Source organism: Massilia pinisoli (assembly GCF_024753285.1).
Classification (GTDB): Bacteria; Pseudomonadota; Gammaproteobacteria; order Burkholderiales; family Burkholderiaceae_D; genus Telluria; species Telluria pinisoli.
In genome coordinates, this window is record NZ_JANUGW010000006.1 from 50,975 (window position 1) to 75,500 (window position 24,526).

Here is a 24,526-nt window from a genome sequence, read left to right on the forward strand (position 1 = left end):
GCACGTATGAAGAACTTGCACATCAAGAACGGGCGCCTGGTCGACCCGGCCGCCGGCATCGACGCCGTCCAGGACCTCTACATCGCCGACGGTAAAATTGCCGGCGTCGGCAGCGCACCGCAGGGTTTCACGGCCGCGCGCACGATCGACGCGGCCGGCCTCGTCGTCGCACCGGGCTTCGTCGACCTGTCGGCCCGCCTGCGCGAACCGGGCTATGAATACAAGGCCACCCTGGAATCGGAAATGCAGGCGGCGATGCATGGCGGCGTAACGACGCTCGTGTGCCCGCCCGACACCGACCCCGTGCTGGACGAACCGGGCCTCGTCGAAATGCTGAAGCACCGCGCGCGCCTGTTGAACCAGGCCCACGTGCATCCGCTGGGCGCGCTGACCGTCGGCCTCAAAGGCAAGGCGCTGACGGAGATGGCCGAGCTCACGGAAGCGGGCTGCATCGGCTTCGCGCAGGCCGAGGAACCGGTCGAGGACACGACCGTGCTGCTGCGCGCCATGCAGTACGCGAAGACGTTCGGCTACACCGTCTGGCTGCGCCCGCAGGACCCGCACATCGGCCGCGGCGGCGTCGCCCACAGCGGCCCGCTGGCGTCGCGCCTGGGCCTGTCCGGCGTGCCCGTGATGTCCGAGACGATCGCGCTGCACACGATCTTCGAACTGATGCGCGCAAGCGGGGCGCGCGTGCACCTGTGCCGCATCTCGTCCGCCGCCGCGCTGGACCTGATCCGCGCCGCGAAGAAGGAAGGCCTGCCCGTCACGTGCGACGTCGGCGTGCACCACCTGCACATGACGGATGCCGACATCGGCTTCTTCGATCCGAACGCGCGCCTGACGCCGCCGCTGCGCAGCCAGCGCGACCGCGACGCGATCCGCGCGGCTGTCCTGGACGGCACCGTGGATGCCGTCTGCTCCGACCACACGCCGGTCGACGACGACGAAAAGCTGCTGCCGTTCGGCGAAGCGTCGCCAGGTGCCACCGGCCTCGAACTGCTGCTGGCGCTGATGCTGAAATGGGCGGCGGAGCAGGGGCACGACGGCAAGGCGCTGACGACGGCGCTGGCGAAGATCACGAGCGACGCCGCGCGCACGGCGGGCCTCGCGGCCGGCACGCTGGCGCAGGGCGCCAGCGCGGACGTGGTGCTGTTCGATCCGGACGTGCGCTGGACCGTCAACGCCGCGGCCCTCGCGAGCCAGGGCAAGCATACGCCTTTCCTCGGCTACGAACTGGCAGGCCAGGTGAAAGCGACGATCGTCGCCGGCCACGTCGCGTTCGAACGCTGATTGTCTTTGCACCCGGCCGCGGCGGTACAATCGCTGCGGCCGCGGCCCGCGCGGCGTTTCGTGTCGAGTTCCCAGTGAAAATCAAGCTTGCGTGGCGCCTCGCGCGCCTCGTCCTCCACCTCGTCCAGGGCCTGGCCACCTGCGCCCTCGTGTTCCCGTGGGCGAGCGACGCGTGGCGTGAACGCCTGATCCGGCGCTGGTCGGCGCGCCTGCTGCGCATCTGCCGCGTGCGCCTCGAGCGCGTGCCGGGCGAAGACTCCCTCGCGCATGCGCTGATCGTGGCGAACCACATCTCGTGGCTCGACATCTTCGTCATCAATGCCGTGCATCCGTGCCGCTTCGTGGCCAAGGCCGAGATCCGCGCCTGGCCCGTCGTCGGCTGGCTCGTCGCGCAGGCCGGCACCGTGTTCATCGCGCGCGGCAACCGCCGCGACCTGCGCCACATCTTCAAGGGCCTCGTCGACGCGCTGGCCGGGCGCCGGCGCGTGGCGTTCTTCCCGGAGGGGACGACGGCGAGCCAGGGCACGCTGCTGCCGTTCCACGCCAACCTGTTCGAGGCCGCCATCGACGCCGCCGTGCCCGTGCAGCCCGTCGCGCTGTCGTATGTCGACACGCGCGGCGCCTGGCATCCTGCCGTCGACTACACGGGCGAAACGACGTTCGTCGACAGCGTCCTGCGCATCATGCAGGGGGAGCCCGTCGTCGCGCGGCTGGCCTGCCTCCCACCGCTGGCGGCGGCCGGCGCGCACCGGCGCGAGCTGGCGCAGGCGGCGCACGACGCGATCGCCGCCGCGCTGGGGCAGCACGCGGCGTCCGACCGCACCCATCACACGGCCGGCTGACGCTATGTCTTGACTCTATTTTTTGCCGCTGTGCTCCCGGTACTCGGGGCAGTCGACCTGCAGCAGCGTGCGGTCGTCCAGGCACACGGCCGTGAGCTTGCCCCCCCATACGCAACCGCTGTCCAGGCCCACGAGATTCGGCCGCAATACGAGACCCAACGCCGACCAGTGCCCGAACACGACCGTGACATCGAGCGTGCGGCGGCCGGGCAGGTCGAACCACGGCTGCAGGTCGGAACCTTCCGGGCCCTTGTCGCTTTCCTTGTGCGCGAAGTCCATGCGGCCGTCGGGCCAGCACAGGCGCATGCGCGTGAGCGCGTTGACGATGCAGCGCAGGCGGGGAATGCCCGCCAGGGCCTCGTCCCAGCGGTCGGGTTCGTTGCCGTACATCTGGCCGAGGAAGTCGATCCAGCCGTCGCTTCTCAGCACCGCTTCGACTTCGGCCGCCAGCGCCATCGTCTGCGCCGCCGTCCACTGCGGCGGCACGCCCGCATGCACGAGCAAATGCGCGTCGACGAACATCGCGAGCGGCCGCCGGCGCAGCCAGTCGATCAATGCGTCGCGGTCGGGTGCGGCGAGGATCGCGTCCAGCGTGTCCGAGCGGCTCGTCTTCTGGGCGCCGACGGCGACCGCGAGCAGGTGCAGGTCGTGGTTGCCGAGCAGCGCGTCGACGCGGCCGCCGCTCGCCTCCGACAGCGCCTTCATGTTGCGCAGCGCGCCCAGCGAATCGGGACCGCGATTGATCAGGTCGCCGACGAACAGGATGCGGGCGTCAAGACCGGCGTGGCTCCGGATCCGATCCAGCAGCAGGCCGGCTTCGTGGGCGCACCCCTGGAGGTCGCCAATGACATATGTTTTCATTTCACTCGTTTTATGGTGATACGTCGAAAGGCCGTCGTGCGCGGCGTGGACGGAACGGCGAATCTTCCGGATTCTGTTTTTGCAGGATCGATACTAATTGATTTGCGCGGGTTTCGTGCACGAGGCCGTTGTGGCGACGTCTATTACCGATTGTAAATTTTCTTGCCAATTGCGCGGCGTCGCACGTTTCATTTCCCTCAATCGGAACCGTGCGCGCACACGTAAACTGAGGGGGCGATTGCGGGATGCCATTCCGGTACAATGGCACAGTTTGCCTTCCTCATCGCCAGGAATCGGACACGCGGTACTGGTTTTTCCGGACCGAGGCACATTCGCCAGCGGGATGTTGCATTTTAAAAATAATAAGATGTTTTCCTTCATCGTAAGTTTTTTCGTCTCCGCATTGCTGACGCTCCTCGTCGTCAAGCATTCGAAATTGCACAGTCCTGCACTCGACGATAATTTCAACGGCGTGCAGAAGGTGCATCTGCATGCAGTGCCGCGCATTGGTGGATTGCCGATCTTTTTTGCCGTCGTGCTGACCGCCTGCATTTCCGTATGGCGGGTGCCGGATCTCGGCTTTTGGCTGATGACGCTGCTGGGTTGTTCGGCGATCGCTTTCGCCGGCGGTATCGTCGAAGACTATACGGGCACCGTTCGTCCGTCGCGCCGCCTGATATTGACCATGGTGGCGGCGCTGCTCGGCTACCTGGTACTGCGCGCGCAAATCGTTCGGCTCGATATGCCTTTCGTCACCTGGCACCTGGATTCGCCGTGGCTCGTATTGCCACTGACCGTGCTGGCCGTCGCCGGTATTGCGAATGCGGTCAACATCATCGACGGTTTCAACGGCCTGGCCAGTGTCGTGACGATCTTCATGCTGGTCTCGCTCGCGTACGTGGGCTGGCAGGTCGGGGACATGTTCGTGCTCGTGTCCGCGCTGACGGTGGCCGGCGCGACGGCCGGTTTCCTGATCTGGAATTATCCCGCCGGCCTCATATTCCTCGGCGACGGCGGTGCCTATTTCATCGGATTCATGCTGGGGGAACTGGCGCTGCTGCTCGTGATGCGCAATCCGCAGGTCTCCACATGGTATGCCGTATTGCTGCTGATTTATCCGGCATTCGAAACCATTTTCTCCGTTTATCGCCGCATGTTTGTACGTGGGAAATCTCCTACAATGCCGGACGGAATCCACCTGCACAGCCTCATTTTCCGGCGCGTCGTCCAATGGGCCGTCGGTCGCAAGGAAGCCCGTGCGCTGATGAAAAGGAATGCCCGGACGTCGCCTTACCTGTGGTTGTTTTCGCTCACCGCCGTTATCCCGGCAACCGTGTTCTGGCGGAATACCGGAGTCTTGATATTCTTCTGCTTGCTGTTCATTATCAGCTACGTGTGGTTGTACGCACGTATCGTCAGATTCAAGTCGCCGCGCTGGCTGATTTGGCACAAAAAACACTGAAGAAATTTCAGTTGTAGTATATTGCGATAAATGGTGATTATTCGATAAAATCCCATTACACCGACTCTACTTATAAAGGAACCAAGATGGATCTGTCTAATATGTCCTTGGGCGATTTGCGCAATCTGCAGGAGCAGATCAAGCAGGAGATGAAGAAACGTGAGGTGCAGGAGGTGCAAAAAGCACGCGAGCAGATCCTGGCCATCGCGCAGAGCGTGGGCATGCCTTTGAAAGACCTGATCAGCGCCAGCGGCCGTGGCGGCAAAGCGGGCGGGAATACCGGCACCGTCGCCGTCCGTTATCGCAATCCGGACAATGCGTCGCAGCAGTGGACCGGCCGTGGCCGCCAGCCGAAATGGGTCAAGGAATGGGTCGAAGGCGGTAAATCGCTGGACAAACTGCGCGTCTGATTCCGCGTATTCGCGCAGTTTGTTTTACCGGGGAGCGCTCGCGCCAGGGCGGGGCTCCTTGAATATCCATTGCACCGGACTGCCACCCGGCGTAATGCTGTTTCCGGGCGCGCATTCGCGGCTCGCCTTCGTCTTCGCTTTGCGCACCGCGCCCGCGGCACGCAAACGCCGGCAATCGGGCCCCGCGGCCTCTCGTTGCCGTTACAATATCCCTTTTTAGACATTCACCCGATCCCAGCGGCGGCCGCAATGCGCGCGCATGCATGCGAACGCCCAGTCCTGCAAGGTAAATACTCCATGGTTCCTCTCTCGAAAACGATCTTCAAGGCTTATGACATCCGCGGCGTGATCGGCAGTACGCTCGATGCGGGCATTGCGCGGCGCATCGGCCAGGCCTTCGGCGCCGCCGCGCTGGCCAAGGGAGAGCGTACCGTGATCATCGGCCGCGACGGTCGCCTGTCCGGCCCGGACCTCGCGCGGGCGCTGGCACAAGGCCTGCAGGCCGCCGGCGTGGACGTCGTCGATCTCGGCATGGTCGCCACGCCGATGGTCTATTTCGCGACCAACGTGCTGAACGCGCGCTCGGGCATCATGGTCACGGGCAGCCACAACCCGCCGGATTACAACGGCTTCAAGATGGTCCTCGCCGGCGAGGCGATCTACGGCGACGCCATCCAGGCGCTGTACCAGGCCATCGAACGCGACGACTTCCAGGCCGCGGCCAAGCCGGGCGGCTATTCGACCCACGACATCAAGTCCGCCTACGTCGAGCGCATCGTCGGAGACGTCAAGATCGCGCGTCCCATCAAGATCGCCGTCGACTGCGGCAATGGCGTGGCAGGCATGGTCGCGGGCGATCTGTTCCGCGCGATGGGCTGCGACGTCATCGAATTGTTCTGCGACGTCGACGGCCACTTCCCGAACCACCATCCAGACCCGGCGCACCCGGAAAACCTGCAGGACCTGATTGAGTGCCTGAAAACGACGGATGCCGAGATCGGCCTCGCGTTCGACGGCGACGGCGACCGCCTGGGCGTCGTCACGAAGGATGGGCAGATCATCTTCCCGGACCGCCAGATGATGCTGTTCTCGCAAGACGTCCTGGCGCGCAACCCGGGCGCCGAGATCCTGTACGACGTGAAATGCACGCGCCACCTGGGCCCGTGGATCGAGCAGCACGGCGGCCGTCCGCTGATGTGGAAGACGGGCCACTCGCTCGTCAAGGCCAAGCTGAAAGAGACGGGCGCGCCGCTGGGCGGCGAGATGAGCGGCCATATCTTCTGGAAGGACCGCTGGTACGGCTTCGACGACGGCCTGTACACGGGTGCGCGCCTGCTCGAGATCCTCACGCGCGAAGCCGACCCGTCGGCGCTGCTCAACGGCCTGCCGATCGCGTCGAGCACGCCCGAGCTGCACCTGCACCTGAAGGAAGGCGAGAACTTCGCCCTGATCGACAAACTGCGCGCCGAGGCGGAATTCCCCGGCGCGGACCGGATCGTCGACATCGACGGCCTGCGCGTGGAATACCCGGACGGCTTCGGCCTGGCGCGCGGCTCCAACACGACGCCGGTCGTCGTGCTGCGCTTCGAGGGCGAGAACCCGCAAGCGCTGGACCGCATCCAGAAAGCGTTCGCCCGCGTGATCCTGGCCGCCAAGCCCGACGCAAAGCTGCCGTTCTGATGAAGATCCTGCTGGTGCGGGTGTCGTCGCTGGGCGACGTCCTGCACAATCTCCCGATCGTGGCCGACATCCGGCGCCACTTTCCGGATGCCCAGGTCGACTGGGTGGTGGAAGAGGGCTACGTGAGCCTCGTGAAGCTCAACCCGCACGTGCGCAAGGTGATCCCGTTTGCGCTGCGGCGCTGGCGCAAGGGCCTCGGCAACGCGGCCGTGCGCGCGGAACTCTCCGGCTTCTTCCGCGACTTGCGCGCCGAACGGTACGACTACGTGTTCGACACGCAGGGCCTGATCAAGACGGGCATCGTGATGGCGTGCGCCCGCGCCGGCCAGAAGATCGGCATGGCCAACGGTACCGAGGACTCGGGCTACGAAGGCGTCTCGCGCATCTTCCACAGCCGCAGCATTCCCGTCGCCCCGCGCACGCACGCGGTGGCGCGCGGGCGCGAGGTGGTGGCCGCGGCGCTGGGTTATGCCGTCGACACGCCGCCCGATTTTGGTCTGCCGGCGCCGGACGCGGGCGCGCGTCCCGCGTGGATGCCGGCCGGTGACTACGCCGTGTTCTTCCACGGGACGGCGCGCGACGCCAAGAAATGGCCGGCGGCGCACTGGATCGCACTTGGCCAGGCGCTGGCGCCCATGACGATCCTGCTGCCATGGGGCTCGCCGCGCGAGAAGGAAGAGGCCGAGCGTCTCGCCGCCGCGCTGCCGCATGCGCGCGTGCTGCCGAAGCTGTCGATGATGGACGCGGTGGAGCTGGCGCGCCACGCGGCGCTCGCCGTCGGCGTCGACACGGGCCTCACGCACATCGCCGCCGCCTTCGTGCGGCCGACGGTCGAGATCTATGCCGATTCGCCGCGCTGGAAGACCGAGGGCAACTGGTCGCCGCGCATCGTCAACCTGGGCGACACCGGCGCGCCGCCGTCCGTCGACGACGTCGTGACGGCCGCCCGCCGCCTGCTGGAGCGGCGTTGATGCGCGTGCTGTATTCGCTGATGTGGTGGGCCGCGCTCCCGCTCGTACTGGGCCGCCTGTGGTGGCGCGGCCGGCGCGAACCCGGCTACCGCACGCACCTGGGCGAGCGCCTGGGCTTTTACGGACACGCGGTCGACGAGCGCCCGACGATCATGGTGCACGCCGTCTCCGTCGGCGAGACGCGCGCGGCGGAACCCCTCGTCGAAGCGCTGCTGGCCGCGCGGCCCGACTGCCGCATCCTGCTCACGCACATGACGCCGACGGGCCGCGCCACCGGGCGCTCGCTGTTCGCGCACCATGGCGACCGAGTGATCCAGTCGTTCCTGCCATACGACACGGGCTTCATGGTCGGCCGTTTCCTGCGCCATTTCCGGCCTGCCGTCTGCATCCTGATGGAGACGGAAGTGTGGCCGAACCTGATCCACGGCTGCGCGGCGTACGAGGTGCCGGTGGCCCTCGTCAACGCGCGCCTGTCGGAGCGGTCGCTGCGCCGCGGCCGCAAGATCGGTTCCTTGATGACGGATGCTGCCCGTGCCATTACGTTGGTCGCTGCGCAGACGGATGCGGATGCGACGCGCATCGCGTCGCTGGGCGCGCCCAACGTCGCCGTCACGGGCAGCATCAAGTTCGACGTCGTGCCGCCGCAGGCCGCGCTGGACACCGGGGCCATGCTGCGCGCGCGCTTCGGCGGCCGTCCCGTGCTGCTGTGCGCCTCGACGCGCGAAGGCGAGGAGGGGCTCATCCTCGACGCGTACCGGGCCATGGACGCGCGTCCGGCCGGCATGCTGCTCGTGCTGGTGCCGCGCCATCCGCAGCGATTCGACGAGGTCGCGCGCATGGTCGAGGACCGCGGCCTGACGCTGGCACGCCGGTCGGCGCTGCCGGAACGCGTGGATACCGACGCGCTGCTGGGCGATTCGATGGGCGAGATGTTCGCCTACTACGCGGCCTGCGACTGCGCGTTCATCGGCGGCAGCCTGCTGCCGCTGGGCGGCCAGAACCTGATCGAGGCCTGCGCGCTGGGCAAGCCCGTGCTCGTGGGCGAGCACACCTTCAACTTCCTGCAGGCGACCGAGGAAGCCGTCGTCGCGGGCGGCGCGCTGCGCGTGGCCGACGCCGCAGCGCTCGTGCGTACGGCCGCCGGCCTGCTCGACGACGATGCGCGCCGCGCCGCGATGGGCGCGCACGCGCTGGCCTTCGCCGCCCGCCATCGCGGCGCAACAGTGCGCACTGTTGAACTCTTGCAACAAATTATCGCCTAGCTTTTGTTACCATTCTCTTTAGATTAGAAAACGAAAGGGGATGCACATGTTGTGGTCAAATCGCTCGCGAGCGGCCGGCAACGTGGATGGCGGGGCCGCATTGCTGGACCAGCCGGACACCGAGGATCTTGGCGCCGACGCGATGCCGGCGGCCACCATCCCGGTCGTGCATCCGCCCGCGGAGCGCTACAGCCTGCACTTCTGGGTGCGCTACTCGTTCGCGGAATACGTCGGCTTCATGTGGGAGCACGGCGGCTACCTGATCCGCCGCCGCCACATCCGCTGGCCGATGGGTGTCTACCTGCGCCTGAAAAGCACGCTGTCGGCCGCCACGCATTTCGTGCTGCTGCAGCGGGGGAAGCGCACGTACGAATTCCAGATCGACCGGCACGGCATCGTGCGCACGAGCGATACGGGCGTGAGCCTGATCGACTGGAGCGACGTGCAGCGCATCCGCACGTATTCGAGCGGCTTCATGATGATCCTGAAGCGGGGGACGCTGCCCATTCCGTTTCGGTGCCTGAACAAGGATGAAGTGAGCGCGATGCGCGGGATCGTCGAGGCACGCGCGGCGGGTGAGCTTCAGTTCCGCGCCTCGTAATTCGTCGCGCCAACGGATCGCGAAAGTCCTCGCGGGGCACGTCAACCGAGCATCACATCATTCGTCCGGGAAGAGAACCGGCATCTCCACCGACCGCTTCTTGAGCGCCGCCTTGGCGCCATCGTAATCCGGAAACACCTCGCCGACGACGGCCCAGAACGCAGGGCTGTGGTTCATCTCGCGCAGGTGCGCCAGTTCGTGCACGACCACGTAGTCCAGCAGCGCGAGCGGGTAGTGCACCAGTTTCCAGTTCAGGCGGATGTTCCCCGCCACGGTGCACGAGCCCCAACGCGTGCCGGCCGACGAGATCGCGAACGCGTTGTACGCGACGCCCACGCACGGCGCGTACAGGTCGAGACGTTCGCGGAAGATCCGTTTCGCCTCGTCCTGGAACCACAGCTTCACGCGCGCGCGGATCTGCCACGTCTCGAGTCCCGGCGTCACGCCGAGGCTCAAGGTGCGCGCGTCGGCATCGTAGACGCAGTGGCTGCGCGCGGCCGGTTCCAGGCGCAACGTGATGTCGGTACCCAGGTAGGGCAGTTGTGCGCCATCGACCCATTCCACGGGCGCGCGCTGCGCGCGCTGGGCGCTGCGTTCGCCCCGCTCGAACAGCTTGGTGAGGATCCAGCGCTGCTTGGCGCGGATGGCGCGTTCGATGTCGTCCAACGGCGCGCGGTTCGGCGACGTGACGAACAGGCCGTCGTCGCAGACCATGAAGCCGTGCGAGCGGCGTGCCGACCGGCGCAGCGCGTAGTGCACGGTGTGCGATCCGAGCTGGATGCGCCGCAGCGGCGGGTCGTTCGGGCCGACGGGGGGAATGGGCAGGGTACGGGTCGGCACCGGCGGTGCCTTGAACAGCGGCGCCGGCGGCACGGGCTTGGCCGCCGGTGCCGGTGCCGGCGTGGGCGCAGGCTTGAGCGCAAAGAGCTCCAGCTGGTTCGCGTCGGTCGTGGGGGAGGTCATGGTGGGCGGCTTCGATGATGCTGGGGTCTGCGCGCCCAATTCATTCAAGTACCTGAATAGGCGTGGGGCGAAATGACGCGCATTTCCGATTCTATCCAATTTTCGACCTCTTGCATCAGACTGTCGGGAGTGTGGTTTTCCGGCGAAATCGGCTTGCCGATCGAGACCGTGATGAGACCCGGCCGCTTGATGAACGAGTTCTTCGGCCAGCACTCACCTGAATTATGCGCGATCGGCACGACAGCCGCACCTGTCTCGATCGCCAGGCGCGTACCGCCGCTCTTGTACTGTCCTTTCTGACCAACAGGGATGCGTGTCCCTTCGGGGAACATGATGATCGACATGCCGTCCGCGAGGCGCGCCTTGCCGACCTTGACCACATGCGCGAACGCGCGCTTGCCCTTGCTGCGGTCGATCGGAATCATGCGCAGCAGCGCCATGCCCCAGCCGAAGAACGGGATGTACAGGATCTCCTTCTTGAAGACGTACACGAGCGGCCGCTTCATATTCGGCAGCATGAAGATCGTCTCCCATGCCGACTGGTGCTTCGACAGCAGGATCGCGGGTTGGGGCGGCAGGTTCTCGTAGCCTTTCACCTGGTAGCGGATGCCGCAGATGACGCGGGCGCACCAGATGATGAAGACGTTCCAGCGCGACGTGACGAAGAAACGGGTCCGGTACGGGAACGGCGCCGCGAGGAAGCAGACGCAGGCCCAGACGACGGTGGCGACCGTCATGACGATCGTGAAGAGCAGGGAACGCAGGAACAGGGCAGCAGTACGCAAAGACGTGGTCTCCAGGGCAGGAATGGCGGCGATCACGCGCTCGTCGCGGGTGTGGCGCTGGGCGCGGTCGTCGTCTTCAGGAAGGCATCGACCATCGCGGCGAGGTCGGGGAAGACTTGCGTGCCGGGCGGCAGGCCGCCTGTCGCATACGTCTTCTCGCCCTTGCCGGTCAGGACCAGGTAGGGCACGCAGCCGCAGATGAAGCCGGCCTGCAGGTCACGCAGCGAGTCGCCTACCGTCGGCACGCCCTTCAGGCTGATCTTGAAGCGCTTGCTGATTTCCTCGAACATCCCGGCCTTCGGCTTGCGGCAGTCGCAGTTGTCGACGGCCGCGTGCGGGCAGAAGAAGATCGCGTCGATGTCCGCGCCGACCAGCTGCGCGCTCGCGTGCAGCTTCTGGTGGATCGCGTTCAAGGTGGCGATGTCGAACAGCTCGCGCGCGATGCCCGACTGGTTCGACGCGATGACGACGCGGTAGCCGGCCTGGTTCAGGCGCGCGATCGCCTCCAGCGAGCCCGGGATCGGAATCCACTCCGCGGGCGACTTGATGAATTCGGACGAGTCATGGTTGATGACACCGTCCCTGTCGAGGATGATCAGCTTCATTGCGATTACGCTGCCAGTTTCGAAATGTCGGCCACGCGGTTCATCATGCGGTGCAGGATGGCCAGCAGGGCCAGGCGGTTGTTACGCAGCGCGACGTCGTCGGCCATCACCATCACGTCGTTGAAGAACGCGTCGACGTCGTCGCGCAGCTGCGCCAGCGTCTTCAGGGTGCCCGTGAAGTCGCCCCGGTCGAATGCCGTGTCGACCTCGGGCTGCACGCGCTGCACGCTCGCGTACAGCGCCTTCTCGGCGGCGTCCTGCAGCAGCGCCGCCTCGACGTTCCCGGCTTGTGCGAGCGCTTCCTCGTTCTTCTTGAGGATGTTGGAGATGCGCTTGTTGGCGGCGGCCAGCGATGCGGACTCCGGCAGCGCGGCGAACGCCTGCACGGCTTCCAGGCGCTGCACGACGTCGTCCACGCGGTCCGGGTTCTGCGCCAGCACGGCTTCCACTTCGTTCGGCGCGAAGCCGCGGTCGCGCAGCAGGCCGCGCAGGCGGTCCAGCATGAACGCGGTGACGTCGGCCGTGGGATCTTTAAATGTCGGCATGTAGTCGAACACGCCGGCGGCATCCTTCAGCAGGTCGGACAGCGCGAGCGGCAGGCGCTTCTCGACCAGCATGCGCATCACGCCCAGCGCGTGGCGGCGCAGCGCGAACGGGTCCTTCTCCCCGGTCGGCTGCAGGCCGATCGACCAGATGCCGACCAACGTTTCCAGCTTGTCCGCCAGCGCGACGGCGAGACCCGTGTTCGTCGACGGCAGCGCATCGCCCGAGAAGCGCGGCTGGTAGTGCTCGGACGCGGCCAGCGCAACCTCTTCATGCTCGCCGTCGTTGCGGGCGTAGTACGTGCCCATGATGCCTTGCAGTTCGGGGAACTCGCCGACCATGTCGGTCAGCAGGTCGGCCTTCGCCAGCTGCGCACCGCGCTCGGCCAGCAGCACGTCGTAGCCGAGGCGGCGCGCGATGGCGCCCGCGAGGCGCGTCACGCGCTGCGTGCGCTCTGCCTGCGTGCCCAGCTTGTTGTGGTAGACGACGTTGGCCAGCAGCGGCAGACGCGATTCCAGCGACTTCTTCTTGTCCTGCTCGAAGAAGAACTTGGCGTCCGACAGGCGCGGGCGCACGACGCGCTCGTTGCCGCCGATGATGGCGGACGGGTCGTCGGTCGCGAGGTTGGAGACGATCAGGAAGCGCGAGCGCAGCTTGCCGTTCGAGTCCGTCAGCGCGAAGTACTTCTGGTTCGTCTGCATCGTCAGGATCAGGCATTCCTGCGGCACGGCGAGGAAGGCATCCTCGAACTGGCATTCGTAGACGACGGGCCATTCGACGAGCGCGGCGACTTCGTCCAGCAGCGATTCCGGCATCAGCACCTGGTCGGCGCCGGCCTTGGCCAGCAGCTGGGTGCGGATCGATTCCTTGCGTTCGTCGGCATTCGCGACGACCTTGCCGAACACCTTCAGCAATTCGTTGTAGACGTCGGCGTGCGGGATGTCGAACGGATGGCCATTCGACAGGAAGCGGTGGCCCAGCGTCGTGCGGCCCGCGTGGAGGCCCAGCAGCGACAGCGGCACGATGGATTCGCCGAAGAGCGCCAGCAGCGAATGCACGGGGCGTACGAACTGCACGGTGGCGCCGTCCGGCCGCTGGTAGCTCATCACCTTCGGGATCGGCAGCTTGGCGACCGTCTCTTCCAGCACGGGTTGCAGGCCGGCTGCGAGCTCGCTGCCCGGCGCCGTGTACGTGTAGAAGAAGCTGTCGGCCTTGCCGTCCGGCGCGCGTTCCAGGTCGGCGATCCGCAGGTCGGGGAAGCCGAGGGCGGCCAGCTTCTTGGCCAGCGGCGCGGTCGGATTGCCGTCCTTGTCGAGGGCGACCGTCACCGGCAGGATTTTTTCGCGGATGGTCTTGTCCGGCGACGTGCCGCGCACGTTCGTGATCGAGACGGCCAGGCGGCGCGGCGTCGCGTACGACGTGACGACGCTGTCGGCGCCGAGGAAGTCACGGGCCTTCAGGCCGTTCGCGATGCCGCCGGCGAAAGCGGCGCCCAGTTTCACGAGTGCCTTCGGCGGCAGTTCTTCGGTCTGCAGTTCGACGAGTAGTGTCTGATTCATAGTGGTCTTGTTCTGTTCTTAGGCCGCCGCCTGGTCAGCGTTGGCAGCTTGCGGCAGCATCGGGAAGCCCAGCTTCTCGCGCGAATCGTAATAGGCCTGGGCGACGAGGCGCGACAGGGTGCGCACGCGGCCGATGTAGGCGGCGCGCTCGGTGACGGAGATGGTGCCGCGCGCATCCAGCAGGTTGAAGCTGTGCGAGGCCTTCATGATCTGCTCGTAGGCGGGCAGGGTGAGCGCCAGCTCGATCAGGCGCTTCGCTTCGCTCTCGTGGTTCGCGAACGCCTGGAACAGCAGCTCGGTGTTCGAGTGTTCGAAGTTGTACGTGGACTGCTCGACCTCGTTCTGGTGGAAGACGTCGCCGTAGCTCAGCGTCTTCTTTTCGCCGTTCTCTTCCCACTCCGTCCACACGAGGTCATACACGTTCTCGACGCCCTGCAGGTACATCGCGAGACGCTCGATGCCGTACGTGATCTCGCCCAGCACCGGCTTGCAATCGAGGCCGCCGACCTGCTGGAAGTACGTGAACTGGGTGACTTCCATGCCGTTCAGCCAGACTTCCCAGCCGAGACCCCAGGCACCCAGCGTCGGGCTTTCCCAGTCGTCCTCGACGAAGCGGACGTCGTTCTTTTTGAGGTCCAGGCCCAGCGCTTCCAGCGAACCGAGGTACAGGTCGAGGATGTTTTCCGGCGCCGGCTTCAGCACGACCTGGTACTGGTAGTAGTGCTGCAGGCGGTTCGGGTTCTCGCCGTAGCGGCCATCCTTCGGGCGGCGCGATGGCTGCACGTAGGCGGCGCGCCAGGGCTCCGGTCCGATCGCGCGCAGGAAGGTGCCGGTGTGGAAGGTACCCGCGCCGACTTCCATGTCGTACGGCTGGAGCAGGGCGCAACCCTGCTTGTCCCAGTAGGTTTGCAGAGTCAGGATGATTTGTTGGAATGTGAGCATAGTATCGGCTGTGTGCTGGCGGCTTGGCGCCGAGGCTTCGCGCGCACGGGGCGCGAACACGGTGAGTTTGCTAAAACACCAATTCTAGCGTTTTTTGCGGGCCGGTTCGAACGAATCTCGGTTTGGGTGGCCGCCCGGCGGTTTTGATTCGGCAGACTTTACTGATTAATACGGCAGAGTGGAAGACCTCGGGCGCGATTTTATGCATCGCCCTGCCGGCGGCGCCGGCCCCAGGCCCAGGCGCCGGCCAGCAGCAGGGCACCCAGTCCCAGGAACAGCAGGTTGCCGAAGCGGACGTACGGCGTGCTGCCGGCCATGCCCTGCACCGTCGCGGCCAGGGTGCCCTGGCTGTAGAACGGCAGCAGCGCCGTGACGTTGCCGCGGCCGTCGATGACGGCGGTGGCGCCGTTGTTCGTCGCGCGCAGCATCGGGCGGCCCGTCTCCAGCGTGCGCATGCGCGAGATCTGCAGGTGCTGCGGGATCGCGACCGATTCGCCGTACCAGGCCAGGTTCGACACGTTCAGCAGCACCGTGGCGGGACGCGCTTCCTCGCGCAGGTTGCGTGCGATCTCTTCGCCGAACACGTCTTCGTAGCAGACGTTCGGCAGCACCAGCTGGTCACGCACGGCGAACGGCGCCTGCACGGCGGGGCCGCGCGTGAAATCGCCCAGCGGGATGTTCATCAGGTCCGTGAACCAGCGGAAGCCCGTCGGGATGAATTCGCCGAACGGCACGAGGTGCTGCTTGTCGTAGCGGTACGACTGTCCCTGCGGGCCGATGCCGGCCACGCTGTTCGCATACACCGTCATGCTGTCCGCGAGCGGAATACCGAACAGGTAGGCGCTGCCCGTGCGCGCAGCGTAGTCGCGGAACGTCTGCAAATAGTCCGGCGGCAGCTGGTTCGGGAACACGGGGATCGCCGTCTCCGGCGCCGCGATCAGGTCGGCCGGCGCGGCCGTCATCATGGTGCGGTAGCGCGCGAGGATGTCGCCCAGGTGTTCGGCGCTGAATTTCTCGTCCTGGCGGATGTTCCCCTGCAGGAGGCGCACGGTCAGGGGTTTGCCGGCAGGTGCCGTCCACGCGACGTGCGTCAGGCCCCAGCCCGCCAGCAGCAGCGCGGCGAACAGCCCGACGGCCGGCAGCTTGCGCCGCTGCGTGAGCATCGCGATGCACGCTGCGCACACGGCCACCAGCACGCCGATGCCGTACACGCCGACGATCGGCGCGAAGCCGCCCAGCGGGGCCGTCACGTGCGCATAACCGGATGCGGCCCACGGGAAGCCCGTGAACACCCAACCGCGCATCCATTCCGACACGCCCCAGCAGACGGGGAACACGAGCAGCAGGAAGGCGGCGACCGGCAGCGACCAGCGCTTGCGCAGCCACGTGGCGACGCCGGCCGCGAACGCGCCGAACAGGCCCATATAGAGGCCCAGCAGCGCGATGGCGATGGCGGACAGCACGGCCGGCAGGCCGCCGAAGCGGTTCAACGCGATGTACAGCCAGTGCATGCCGGCCACGGACCAGCCGAAGCCGAACGCCCAGCCGAGGAACACGGCGCGGCGTACGGAACTGCCCATGCCGACCTGATAGAACAAGTAGGCGAGCGCCACGAACTGGATCGGCCACCAGCCGAACGGTTCGAACGAAAACAGGCTGCAAGCGCCCGCGAGGGCGGCGACGAGGAGGCCGGTGATACTCGGCCGCGTGCCGCGCAGCGCGGGATCGGGCGCCACGGCGGGCTTGCGGCGGCGCCGCAGGTTCAGGCTGGAGTCGAGCAATGCGGGACCTGCGTCAGTCGTGATCGTCGTCGTTGGCGGGGAGTTTTTCGACCAGCAGCACGTGGATCTGGCGCGCGTCGGCGCGCAGCACCTCGAAGCGCAGGTTCTCGAGGTCGAACACCTCGCCCTTGTGCGGCATGCGGCCCAGGTGGCTGGCGACGAGGCCGCCGATGGTGTCGACGTCGTCCTCGGGCAGGTCGACGCCGATTTCTTCGTTGAACTGCTCGATCTCCGTCAGCGCCTTCACGCGCCAGCGGGGGCCGATCTGGCCTTCCTTGATCGAGAGGATGTTGTCCTCTTCCTCGTCGAAGTCGTATTCGTCCTCGATGTCGCCGACGATCTGTTCCAGCACGTCCTCGATGGTGATCAGGCCGGCCACGCCGCTGTACTCGTCGACGACGATGGCCATGTGGTTGTGGTTCGCGCGGAAGTCGCGCAGCAGGACGTTCAGGCGCTTCGATTCGGGGATGAAGATCGCCGGGCGTAGCATGTCGCGCACATCGAACGATTCTTCCGCGTAGTAGCGCAGCAAATCCTTGGCGAGCAGGATGCCGACCACCTTGTCGCGCTCGCCCTCGATGGCGGGGAAGCGCGAGTGAGCCGTCTCCAGCACGATCGGCAGCCATTCCTCGATGGGCTTCGTGATGTCGATCACGTCCATCTGGGAGCGCGGGATCATGATGTCGCGCACCGACAGGTCGGACACCTGGAACACGCCCTCGATCATGGACAGGGCGTCGGCGTCGATGAGGTTGCGTTCGTGGGCGTCGTGCAGAACTTCCAGCAGTTCGGCGCGGTTTTCGGGCTCGGGGGAAATCAGTGCGGTCAACCGTTCGAACAGCGACCGGTGGGTTTTGCCGTCCGAACGGACGTCAGCAGGGTGCTCTGGCATAGTTGGCGTGAAGCCGTTGTTGCGATGGGCCATAGGATACACCAAAAGCCGGAATGCCCGTTTTTTACGCAGCATGCGGCCCCATGCACGCGTGCGCCATTGACCCGACCATTCGTCCTATAGTTGGCAATACGCTACGGAAAGGAATCCCCATGCCCGCCTTGAACGTGAACGGCACGTCCGCCGACCTCGACATCCCCGACGACATGCCCCTGCTGTGGGCCATCCGCGATGTGCTGGGCCTCACCGGCACCAAGTTCGGTTGCGGCGCCGCGCTGTGCGGCGCGTGCACCGTGCACCTGGACGGCCAGGCCATCCGCTCGTGTGTGACGCCCGTGTCGGCTGCCGCCGGCAAGAAGATCACCACGATCGAGGCGATCGCCAACGACCCCGTCGGCGCGAAAGTGCAGGATGCGTGGCGCAAGATCGACGTCGTCCAGTGCGGGTACTGCCAGTCGGGCCAGATCATGTCCGCCACCGCGCTGCTGCACGCGACGCCGAAGCCCAGCGATGCCGACATCGACAACGCCATGGCCGGCAATATCTGCCGCTGCGGCACCTACAACCGCATCCGCAAAGCCATAAAAATCGCGGCAGGCCAGGCATGAAAGGGAGCGAACGCATGGACCAGACCACGAAGGAACCCGCGTCGAACAAGCGCCGCCAGTTGCTGAAAGCGGGCGCCGTCGGTGGGGGCGGCCTGCTGTTCGGCTTTTCGCTGTTCGGCTGTACGAAACAAGGCCAGGCGCCGGCCGGCGACCGCAAGGAGCCGCCGTCCGAAAAAGCGGTCGGCCAGGCGTCGACGGCGATGACGAACGAGGCGCCGGGCCTCGCGCACGACGCCTTCATCCGCGTCGACCGCGACGGCATCGTCACCCTCATCATCCACAAGGTCGAGATGGGGCAGGGCACGTTCACGTCGCTGCCGATGCTGCTCGCGGAGGAACTCGGTGCGGACCTGTCGAAAGTGAAGCTGGAACAGGCACCCGCGAACAATGCGCTGTACGCCGACGCGCTGCTGGGCGGCCAGGTGACCGGCGGCTCGACGTCGATCCGGTCCACGTTCAAGCCGCTGCGCGAGGCCGGCGCCAAGGTGCGCACGGTGCTCGTGCAGGCCGCGGCCAAGAGCTGGAACGTCGACCCGGGCGAAGTGAACGTCGTGGCCGGGACGCTCCGCCACGAGGCATCGAACCGGTCCGTCCATTTCGGCCAGGTCGCCGACGCGGCGTCGCAGCTGAAGTTTCCGGCCGAGGTCAAGCTCAAGGACGCGTCGCAGTTCGCGCTGGTCGGCAAGCCGGTCAAGCGCCTGGATTCGCTGGCGAAGGTCAACGGCTCCGCGCAATTCGGCATCGACGCGCGCCTGCCGAACATGGGGATCGCGGCCGTCGCCGCATCGCCGGTCCTGGGCGGCAAGGTCGCGGCCGTCGACGAGCAGAAGGCGATGGCCGTGAAAGGCGTGCGCCAGGTGCTGCGCATCGAGGGCGCCGTCGCGGTCGTGGCCGACCACTTCTGGGCCGCTAAGCAGGGCTTGCTTGCTGCCGCACCGCGCTTCGACGACGGCCCCAATGCGAACGTCAGCCTCGCCGGCATCGTCGCGGACATGATGAAGGTGTCGCAGAACGCGGGCGCCGTCGCGACCAATAAAGGCGACGCGCTCAAGGCGCTGGACGCGGGGCCCGGCCGGCGCATCGACGTCGTCTACGAAGTGCCGTTCCTCGCGCACGCGACGATGGAACCGATGAATTGCACGGTCGACTTGAAGCCGGACGGCTGCGACATCTGGGTCGGCACGCAGGTGCCCGCGCTCGCGCAGGGCGCGGCCGCGAAGATCACGGGGCTGTCGCTGGAGAAGGTCCGCGTGCACAACCACTATATCGGCGGGGGCTTCGGTCGCCGGCTCGAAGTGGACAACGTGATCCAGGCCGTGGAATTCGCCAAGCTGGCCAAGGGGCCGATCAAGATCATCTGGACCCGCGAGGAAGACATCCAGCACGACATGTACCGCCCGTACTACGTCGACCGCATGTCGGCCCGCATCGACGACAAGGGCATGCCGGTGGCGTGGTTCCACCGCGTGACCGGGTCGTCGATCATGGCGCGCTTCGCGCCGCCGATGGTCAAGAATGGCGTCGATCCGGACGCGGTGGAAGCGGCGGCCGACCTGCAGTACTCGATTCCCGCCATCCGCGTGGAGTACGTGCGCCACGAGCCGCCGGGCCTCGCGACGGCGTTCTGGCGCGGCGTCGGGCCCACGCACAACGTGTTCGTCGTCGAGAGCTTCATCGACGAGCTGGCGTATGCGAGCAAGGCCGATCCCGTCGCGTTCCGCCGCTCGCTGTTGCAGAAATCGCCGCGCACCCTGGCCGTGCTGAACCTGGCGGCCGAGAAGGCCGGCTGGGGCAAGCCGCTGAAGCCGGTCGCGGGGCGCAAGCTGGGCCGCGGCGTGTCCACGCAGTTCGCGTTCGGCAGTTATATGGCGCAGGTGGCGGAGGTGTCCGTGGGCCCCGACGGCGACGTGCGCCTGCACCGCGTCGTGTGCGCCGTGGATTGCGGGCAGAACGTCAACCCGGACACCATCGTCGCGCAGATGGAAGGCGGCATCATCTTCGGCGCCAGCGCGGCGCTGTGGGACGAGGTGACGGTGGAGAAGGGGCGCGTGCAGCAGACGAACTTCTCCGACTACCGCGTGATGCGCATGCCGGAGTCGCCCGTCGTGGAGGTCTACATCGTGAACAGCCACGACGATCCGGGCGGCATCGGCGAGCCGGGGACGGCGGGGATCGGGCCGGCGCTGGCGAACGCCGTGTTTGCGGCGACGGGCAAGCGGGTGCGCAAGTTGCCGATCGGGGAGCAGCTCAAAAAGGCGTGACGCGAATGTCGTCCCCGCGCGCGCGGGGACGGCGGGTCAGTCGTTGTCCGCGTACGGATCCGGATACCCGAGCACTTCCATGATGTCGCGCTCGAGCTGCTCCATCTCTTCCGCTTCCTCGTCCGTCTCGTGGTCGAAGCCCTGCGCGTGCAGCACGCCGTGCACGACGAGGTGCGCCGCGTGTTCCTCGACGGTCTTCTTCTGTTCGTCCGCTTCGCGCTGCAGCACGTCCGTGCACAGCACGATGTCGGCCTGCGTCGGCTCGTCGTCGGCGATTTCCGCGCCCTCGTTGTAGGCGAACGTGAGCACGTTGGTGGCGTAGTCCTTGCCGCGGTACTCGCGGTTCAGGGTCTGGCCTTCCTCGGCGTCGACGAAGCGGATCGCGAATTCGGCCGGGCCGAGGAGGGATGCGCGCACCCAGCGCTCGACGAGGTCGGGCGTGAGGTCGGCTTCCAGGCGGGTGTCGGGATACTGGACGTCCAGTTCGAGGTTATGCTTTTTTTCGGACATGGCGGGTGGCTGGTTTGTTCAAGGTGCCCGGAAGCGCGCCGAGTTCCTGCATCGACGCGGCCTTTTCGTAGGCGTCGACGATGCGGGCCACCATCGGATGGCGCACCACGTCGGCGCTGGAGAACTGGGTGAAGGCGATGCCGCGCACGTCCTTCAGCACGTGCATGGCGTCCACGAGGCCGCTCCGCTGCGTCTTGTGCAGGTCGACCTGCGTGACGTCGCCCGTGACGACGGCCTTGCTGCCGAAGCCGATCCGCGTGAGGAACATCTTCATCTGCTCGACGGTCGTGTTCTGCGCTTCGTCCAGGATCACGAACGCGTGATTCAGCGTGCGGCCGCGCATGAACGCGAGCGGCGCGATCTCGATCACCTGTTTCTCGAACAGCTTCTGCGTGCGGTCGAAGCCGAGCAGGTCGTACAGCGCGTCGTACAGCGGGCGCAAATACGGGTCGACTTTCTGCGCGAAGTCGCCGGGGAGGAAGCCCAGGCGTTCGCCCGCTTCCACGGCGGGACGCGTCAGGATGATGCGCTTGACGGCGTCGCGCTCCAGCGCGTCGACGGCGCAGGCGACGGCGAGATACGTCTTGCCCGTGCCGGCCGGGCCGATGCCGAAGCTGATGTCGTGTTCGAGCACGGCCTTCAGGTACTGGATCTGGTGCGGCGTGCGGCCGCGCAGGTCGTGGCGGCGCGTCTTGAGCATCGGGCTGACGAGGTCTTCGTCGTCCTCGGCCGCGCCATCGCCCTTGTCGGCTTCCTCGGTGACGGCGGCGCCCGGTTCCTTCGGAGGCGTTTCGGCATCCGCCGTCTTGGGTTTCAGGCCCGCGCGCTGTTCGACGAGCGCCAGTTGCACCTCCTCGATCGGCACGACCTTGTCGGCCACGGCGTAGAAGCGCTCCAGCAGTTCGACGGCGCGCTCCGCATTGGTGCCGCTGACGATGAACTTCTCGCCGCGCCGGAAGATGGTCACGTCGAGCGCGGCCGAGATCTGGCGCAGGTTCTCGTCGAGCGGTCCGCAGAGGTGGGCGAGCCGCGTGTTATCGAGCGGCTCGGGGATGAAGTACGAAGGCGGGGTAGGCGTTTTCAACTGGCTTTGGCAATCGTATCGAGGCTGGCGACCAGGTCGCCGCGCAGGGTGTAATCCAGGCTTTCCGTGATGCGCACGTCGACCAGCTGGCCGACGAGCACGTCGCCGGACGCGCCGGGGAAGAAGTTGACGACGCGGTTGTTCTCGGTGCGCCCCTGCAGTTCGCCACCACCTTTCTTGGACGGGCCTTCGACCAGGATGCGCTGCACGGTGCCGACCATCGCGGCACTGGTCTTGCGGGTGTTGGCATCGATTTGCGCCTGCAGGCGCTGCAGGCGCGCGAGCTTGACCTCGTGCGGCGTGTCGTCCGCCAGGTTCGCGGCCGGCGTGCCGGGGCGCTTGCTGAAGATGAACGAGAAGCTGTTGTCGAAGCCGACGTCTTCGACGAGCTTCATCATCGCCTCGAAATCGGCGTCCGTCTCGCCCGGGAAGCCCACGATGAAGTCGGACGAGATCGAGATGTCGGGGCGCACGGCCTTGATGCGGCGGATGATCGATTTGTATTCCAGGCCCGTGTAGCCGCGCTTCATCGCCTGCAGGATGCGGTCGGAACCGTGCTGCACGGGCAGGTACAGGTGATTGACCAGCTGCGGGATCTTCGCGTACGCGTCGATCAGGCGCTGGGTGAATTCCTTCGGGTGGCTCGTGACGAAGCGCAGGCGCTCGATGCCGGGGATCTCGGCCACGTATTCCAGCAGCAGGGCAAAGTCCGCGATCTCTCCGCTTTCCATCGCGCCGCGGTAGGCATTCACGTTCTGCCCCAGCAGCATGATTTCCTTGACGCCTTGCGCGGCCAGGCCGGCGACTTCCGTCAACACGTCCTCGAAGCGGCGCGACACTTCCTCGCCGCGCGTGTACGGCACGACGCAATAGCTGCAATATTTACTGCAGCCTTCCATGATCGACACGTACGCGACGGGCCCGTCGACCTTGGCCGGCGGCAGGTGGTCGAATTTTTCGATTTCCGGGAAGCTGATGTCGACCTGCGCGGCGCCCGTGTGGCGGCGCAGCTGGATCATCTGCGGCAGGCGGTGCAAGGTCTGCGGGCCGAACACCATGTCGACGTGCGGCGCACGCTTGACGATGGCTTCGCCTTCCTGCGACGCCACGCAGCCGCCCACGCCGATGATCAGGTCGGGCTTCGCGCGCTTGAGTTCCTTCAGGCGGCCGAGGTCGGAAAACACTTTTTCCTGCGCCTTTTCGCGCACGGAGCAGGTGTTGAACAGGATCACGTCGGCGTCATCCGGCGTGTCGGTGCGTACGAGCCCGTCGGACGCGCCCAGCACGTCCGCCATCTTGTCCGAGTCGTACTCGTTCATTTGGCAACCGAAGGTCTTGATGAATACTTTTTTCTGCATGGAATGCTTATGAGTGCGGTTGGGGACCTGATGCTTTGACAAGTGGAGGTCCAGTTTACCGTAAATCGGATACGGGCCGGCAAAGCGGGTGCGTGCGGCCGTGCGCGCCGCCGCCGCCTGCTTCGCGGCATTAGGAATTTCCGGTGATAAATCTATATACAGTAGGTTACATTGTTAAATCTTGTATTCTTCTTGCCAGCTGTTATCTTTAAAGTTGCCGATCCGACTCGAACAGGTTTCCCGTTGTGAATCAACCAGTTCGTGTAGCTCGGCAATTGCAAAATTAGTCTAAAAAAACACTTGCGTGCGCCACAATTTGTCACCATGTGCTGAAATGACTATGTGACAAGCTTTCCACCGGTTAGCTTGATTTCGGCCAACGATTTTCGTGCTCAGGTCGAGTGTGAACCCGGCATATGAGTTTGATAATTTGTCCGAAAAACAAGTGCATGTGGGAAGCGGGAAGTACAAAAACCGCAGCAGCGACTGCTTTCTGTCGCGGCGCCCCGTCCGGCAACGCAGCCGCCTGGCGGCGCGCGGGGTACGGACAGGTTCCGACGCTGCATCGGTTTTTGGTGCTTCCCGCCGAGGGGGCGCACGCGGTCCGGTAACGTCGCCGGGAGGTCAGGTGAAGGCCTGGTCAGTCGGCAACGCGATCCGGGAACTTAGGTTGACGAAACTTAGTCATTAACACGGTTCGTAAAAGAACTATTTTAACCATTCACGAGGTCATCATGGCACATCATGCTTTGTCATCACAGGAAAGCTACAACCCTAACCACTTGCTGGACATTTTGCTCGGCAAGATGCAGCTGAAGAACGATGCGGCGCTGTCGCGCATGCTGGAAGTCGCTCCGCCGGTGATCAGCAAGATCCGTCACCACCGCCTGCCCGTCGGCGCTTCATTGCTGATCCGCATGCACGAAGTGACCGGCATGAGCATCCGCGATCTGCGTGACCTGATGGGCGACCGTCGCACCAAATATCGCCTGTCGGATGCGCAAGGCCGTCCGAAGCCTGAAGAAAAAGCTGCACAGCAAGCTGCCCAGCAAGCTGCGCAACAGCAACAGGGCCAGCAAGTTCAGCAGGGCCAACAGTCGCAACCGAACGACGCTTCGCCATCCAAGCCGTCCGGCAACTATGCGCACTGAAGCCGCAGGCATGACAGCCGGTCCTGTCATGCCTTCGGCTGGACCCGGCAGCGAGACGTCGTCGCTGCCGTCACCATGACCATCCTGGGCCTGGACGGCCTC

22 protein-coding genes are annotated in these 24,526 nt (G+C 65.9%); 11 read left to right on the forward strand and 11 right to left on the reverse strand.

Going from position 1 to position 24,526, the window contains the following annotated elements:
• Positions 1–6 precede the first annotated feature (6 nt).
• Both NX784_RS10190 and NX784_RS10195 read left to right on the forward strand, forming a co-directional pair.
• A complete protein-coding gene (locus NX784_RS10190; RefSeq protein ID WP_258816536.1) occupies positions 7–1,293 on the forward strand; it encodes a dihydroorotase in 1,287 nt (428 codons plus the stop codon).
• Positions 1,294–1,367: 74 nt separating this feature from the next.
• On the forward strand, positions 1,368–2,135 hold the full coding sequence (locus tag NX784_RS10195) for a lysophospholipid acyltransferase family protein (protein ID WP_258816537.1): 768 nt from the start codon (positions 1,368–1,370) through the stop codon (positions 2,133–2,135).
• 15 nt (positions 2,136–2,150) lie between these two features.
• On the opposite strand, the gene NX784_RS10200 is transcribed toward NX784_RS10195, so the two are convergent.
• Positions 2,151–2,996, reverse strand: coding sequence for a symmetrical bis(5'-nucleosyl)-tetraphosphatase (locus NX784_RS10200; protein ID WP_258816538.1), 846 nt, complete (start codon positions 2,994–2,996; stop codon positions 2,151–2,153).
• Between the two features lie 367 nt (positions 2,997–3,363).
• Here NX784_RS10200 and NX784_RS10205 point away from each other — a divergent pair, with 367 nt between their 5' ends.
• The 6 genes from NX784_RS10205 to NX784_RS10230 all read left to right on the forward strand — a co-directional run bounded on the left by NX784_RS10205 (position 3,364) and on the right by NX784_RS10230 (position 9,382).
• A complete protein-coding gene (locus NX784_RS10205) occupies positions 3,364–4,458 on the forward strand; it encodes a glycosyltransferase family 4 protein (RefSeq protein ID WP_258816539.1) in 1,095 nt (364 codons plus the stop codon).
• Between the two features lie 86 nt (positions 4,459–4,544).
• On the forward strand, positions 4,545–4,868 hold the full coding sequence (locus NX784_RS10210; protein WP_258816540.1) for an H-NS histone family protein: 324 nt from the start codon (positions 4,545–4,547) through the stop codon (positions 4,866–4,868).
• Positions 4,869–5,165: 297 nt separating this feature from the next.
• A complete protein-coding gene (locus tag NX784_RS10215; RefSeq protein WP_258816541.1) occupies positions 5,166–6,548 on the forward strand; it encodes a phosphomannomutase/phosphoglucomutase in 1,383 nt (460 codons plus the stop codon).
• Positions 6,548–7,519 carry a lipopolysaccharide heptosyltransferase I gene (gene waaC, locus NX784_RS10220; protein ID WP_258816542.1) on the forward strand — a complete coding sequence of 324 codons (972 nt, stop codon included), beginning with the start codon at positions 6,548–6,550 and terminating at the stop codon, positions 7,517–7,519. The genes NX784_RS10215 and waaC overlap by 1 nt, the downstream gene beginning before the upstream one ends.
• Positions 7,519–8,781, forward strand: coding sequence for a lipid IV(A) 3-deoxy-D-manno-octulosonic acid transferase (gene waaA / locus NX784_RS10225; RefSeq protein ID WP_258816543.1), 1,263 nt, complete (start codon positions 7,519–7,521; stop codon positions 8,779–8,781). Before waaC ends, waaA begins: the two co-directional genes overlap by 1 nt.
• 46 nt (positions 8,782–8,827) lie before the next feature.
• Positions 8,828–9,382 carry a YcxB family protein gene (locus NX784_RS10230; protein ID WP_258816544.1) on the forward strand — a complete coding sequence of 185 codons (555 nt, stop codon included), beginning with the start codon at positions 8,828–8,830 and terminating at the stop codon, positions 9,380–9,382.
• Between the two features lie 57 nt (positions 9,383–9,439).
• Here NX784_RS10230 and NX784_RS10235 read toward each other — a convergent pair whose 3' ends face one another.
• The 7 genes from NX784_RS10235 to NX784_RS10265 all read right to left on the reverse strand — a co-directional run bounded on the left by NX784_RS10235 (position 9,440) and on the right by NX784_RS10265 (position 17,452).
• Positions 9,440–10,345 carry a M48 family metallopeptidase gene (locus NX784_RS10235; RefSeq protein WP_258816545.1) on the reverse strand — a complete coding sequence of 302 codons (906 nt, stop codon included), beginning with the start codon at positions 10,343–10,345 and terminating at the stop codon, positions 9,440–9,442.
• 44 nt (positions 10,346–10,389) lie between these two features.
• Entirely contained in the window at positions 10,390–11,130 is a 741-nt protein-coding gene (locus NX784_RS10240) for a lysophospholipid acyltransferase family protein (RefSeq protein WP_258816546.1), read from the reverse strand.
• Between the two features lie 32 nt (positions 11,131–11,162).
• Positions 11,163–11,735, reverse strand: coding sequence for a D-glycero-beta-D-manno-heptose 1,7-bisphosphate 7-phosphatase (gene gmhB, locus NX784_RS10245; RefSeq protein ID WP_258816547.1), 573 nt, complete (start codon positions 11,733–11,735; stop codon positions 11,163–11,165).
• A 5-nt stretch (positions 11,736–11,740) separates the two neighbouring features.
• Positions 11,741–13,837 (reverse strand): glycine--tRNA ligase subunit beta, encoded by a 2,097-nt coding sequence (gene glyS / locus NX784_RS10250; RefSeq protein ID WP_258816548.1) that lies wholly within the window; start codon positions 13,835–13,837, stop codon positions 11,741–11,743.
• A gap of 18 nt (positions 13,838–13,855) precedes the next feature.
• Positions 13,856–14,779 carry a glycine--tRNA ligase subunit alpha gene (gene glyQ / locus NX784_RS10255; protein WP_258816549.1) on the reverse strand — a complete coding sequence of 308 codons (924 nt, stop codon included), beginning with the start codon at positions 14,777–14,779 and terminating at the stop codon, positions 13,856–13,858.
• A gap of 200 nt (positions 14,780–14,979) precedes the next feature.
• Positions 14,980–16,560 (reverse strand): apolipoprotein N-acyltransferase, encoded by a 1,581-nt coding sequence (gene lnt / locus NX784_RS10260; RefSeq protein WP_258816550.1) that lies wholly within the window; start codon positions 16,558–16,560, stop codon positions 14,980–14,982.
• Positions 16,561–16,573: 13 nt separating this feature from the next.
• Positions 16,574–17,452: a CorC family transporter gene (locus NX784_RS10265; protein ID WP_166864124.1), complete on the reverse strand. Its 879-nt coding sequence runs from the start codon at positions 17,450–17,452 to the stop codon at positions 16,574–16,576.
• A 152-nt stretch (positions 17,453–17,604) separates the two neighbouring features.
• Here NX784_RS10265 and NX784_RS10270 point away from each other — a divergent pair, with 152 nt between their 5' ends.
• Both NX784_RS10270 and NX784_RS10275 read left to right on the forward strand, forming a co-directional pair.
• Positions 17,605–18,060, forward strand: a complete 456-nt coding sequence (locus NX784_RS10270) for a (2Fe-2S)-binding protein (RefSeq protein WP_258816551.1) — start codon at positions 17,605–17,607, stop codon at positions 18,058–18,060.
• 14 nt (positions 18,061–18,074) lie between these two features.
• Complete coding sequence (locus NX784_RS10275) at positions 18,075–20,321, forward strand: xanthine dehydrogenase family protein molybdopterin-binding subunit (protein ID WP_258816552.1); 2,247 nt, start codon at positions 18,075–18,077, stop codon at positions 20,319–20,321.
• Positions 20,322–20,357: 36 nt separating this feature from the next.
• Here the strand turns inward: NX784_RS10275 and ybeY are convergent, their stop codons facing one another.
• From ybeY to miaB, 3 genes are read right to left on the reverse strand one after another with little or no spacing between them, the layout of a single operon-like run.
• Positions 20,358–20,831, reverse strand: a complete 474-nt coding sequence (gene ybeY, locus NX784_RS10280; RefSeq protein ID WP_258816553.1) for an rRNA maturation RNase YbeY — start codon at positions 20,829–20,831, stop codon at positions 20,358–20,360.
• A complete protein-coding gene (locus tag NX784_RS10285) occupies positions 20,812–21,915 on the reverse strand; it encodes a PhoH family protein (RefSeq protein ID WP_258816554.1) in 1,104 nt (367 codons plus the stop codon). Before NX784_RS10285 ends, ybeY begins: the two co-directional genes overlap by 20 nt.
• Positions 21,912–23,273 carry a tRNA (N6-isopentenyl adenosine(37)-C2)-methylthiotransferase MiaB gene (miaB, locus tag NX784_RS10290; protein ID WP_258816555.1) on the reverse strand — a complete coding sequence of 454 codons (1,362 nt, stop codon included), beginning with the start codon at positions 23,271–23,273 and terminating at the stop codon, positions 21,912–21,914. The genes NX784_RS10285 and miaB overlap by 4 nt, the downstream gene beginning before the upstream one ends.
• Positions 23,274–24,007: 734 nt before the next feature.
• Between miaB and NX784_RS10295 the strand changes: the two genes are divergently transcribed.
• A complete protein-coding gene (locus NX784_RS10295; protein ID WP_258816556.1) occupies positions 24,008–24,424 on the forward strand; it encodes a hypothetical protein in 417 nt (138 codons plus the stop codon).
• Positions 24,425–24,526: the final 102 nt, after the last annotated feature.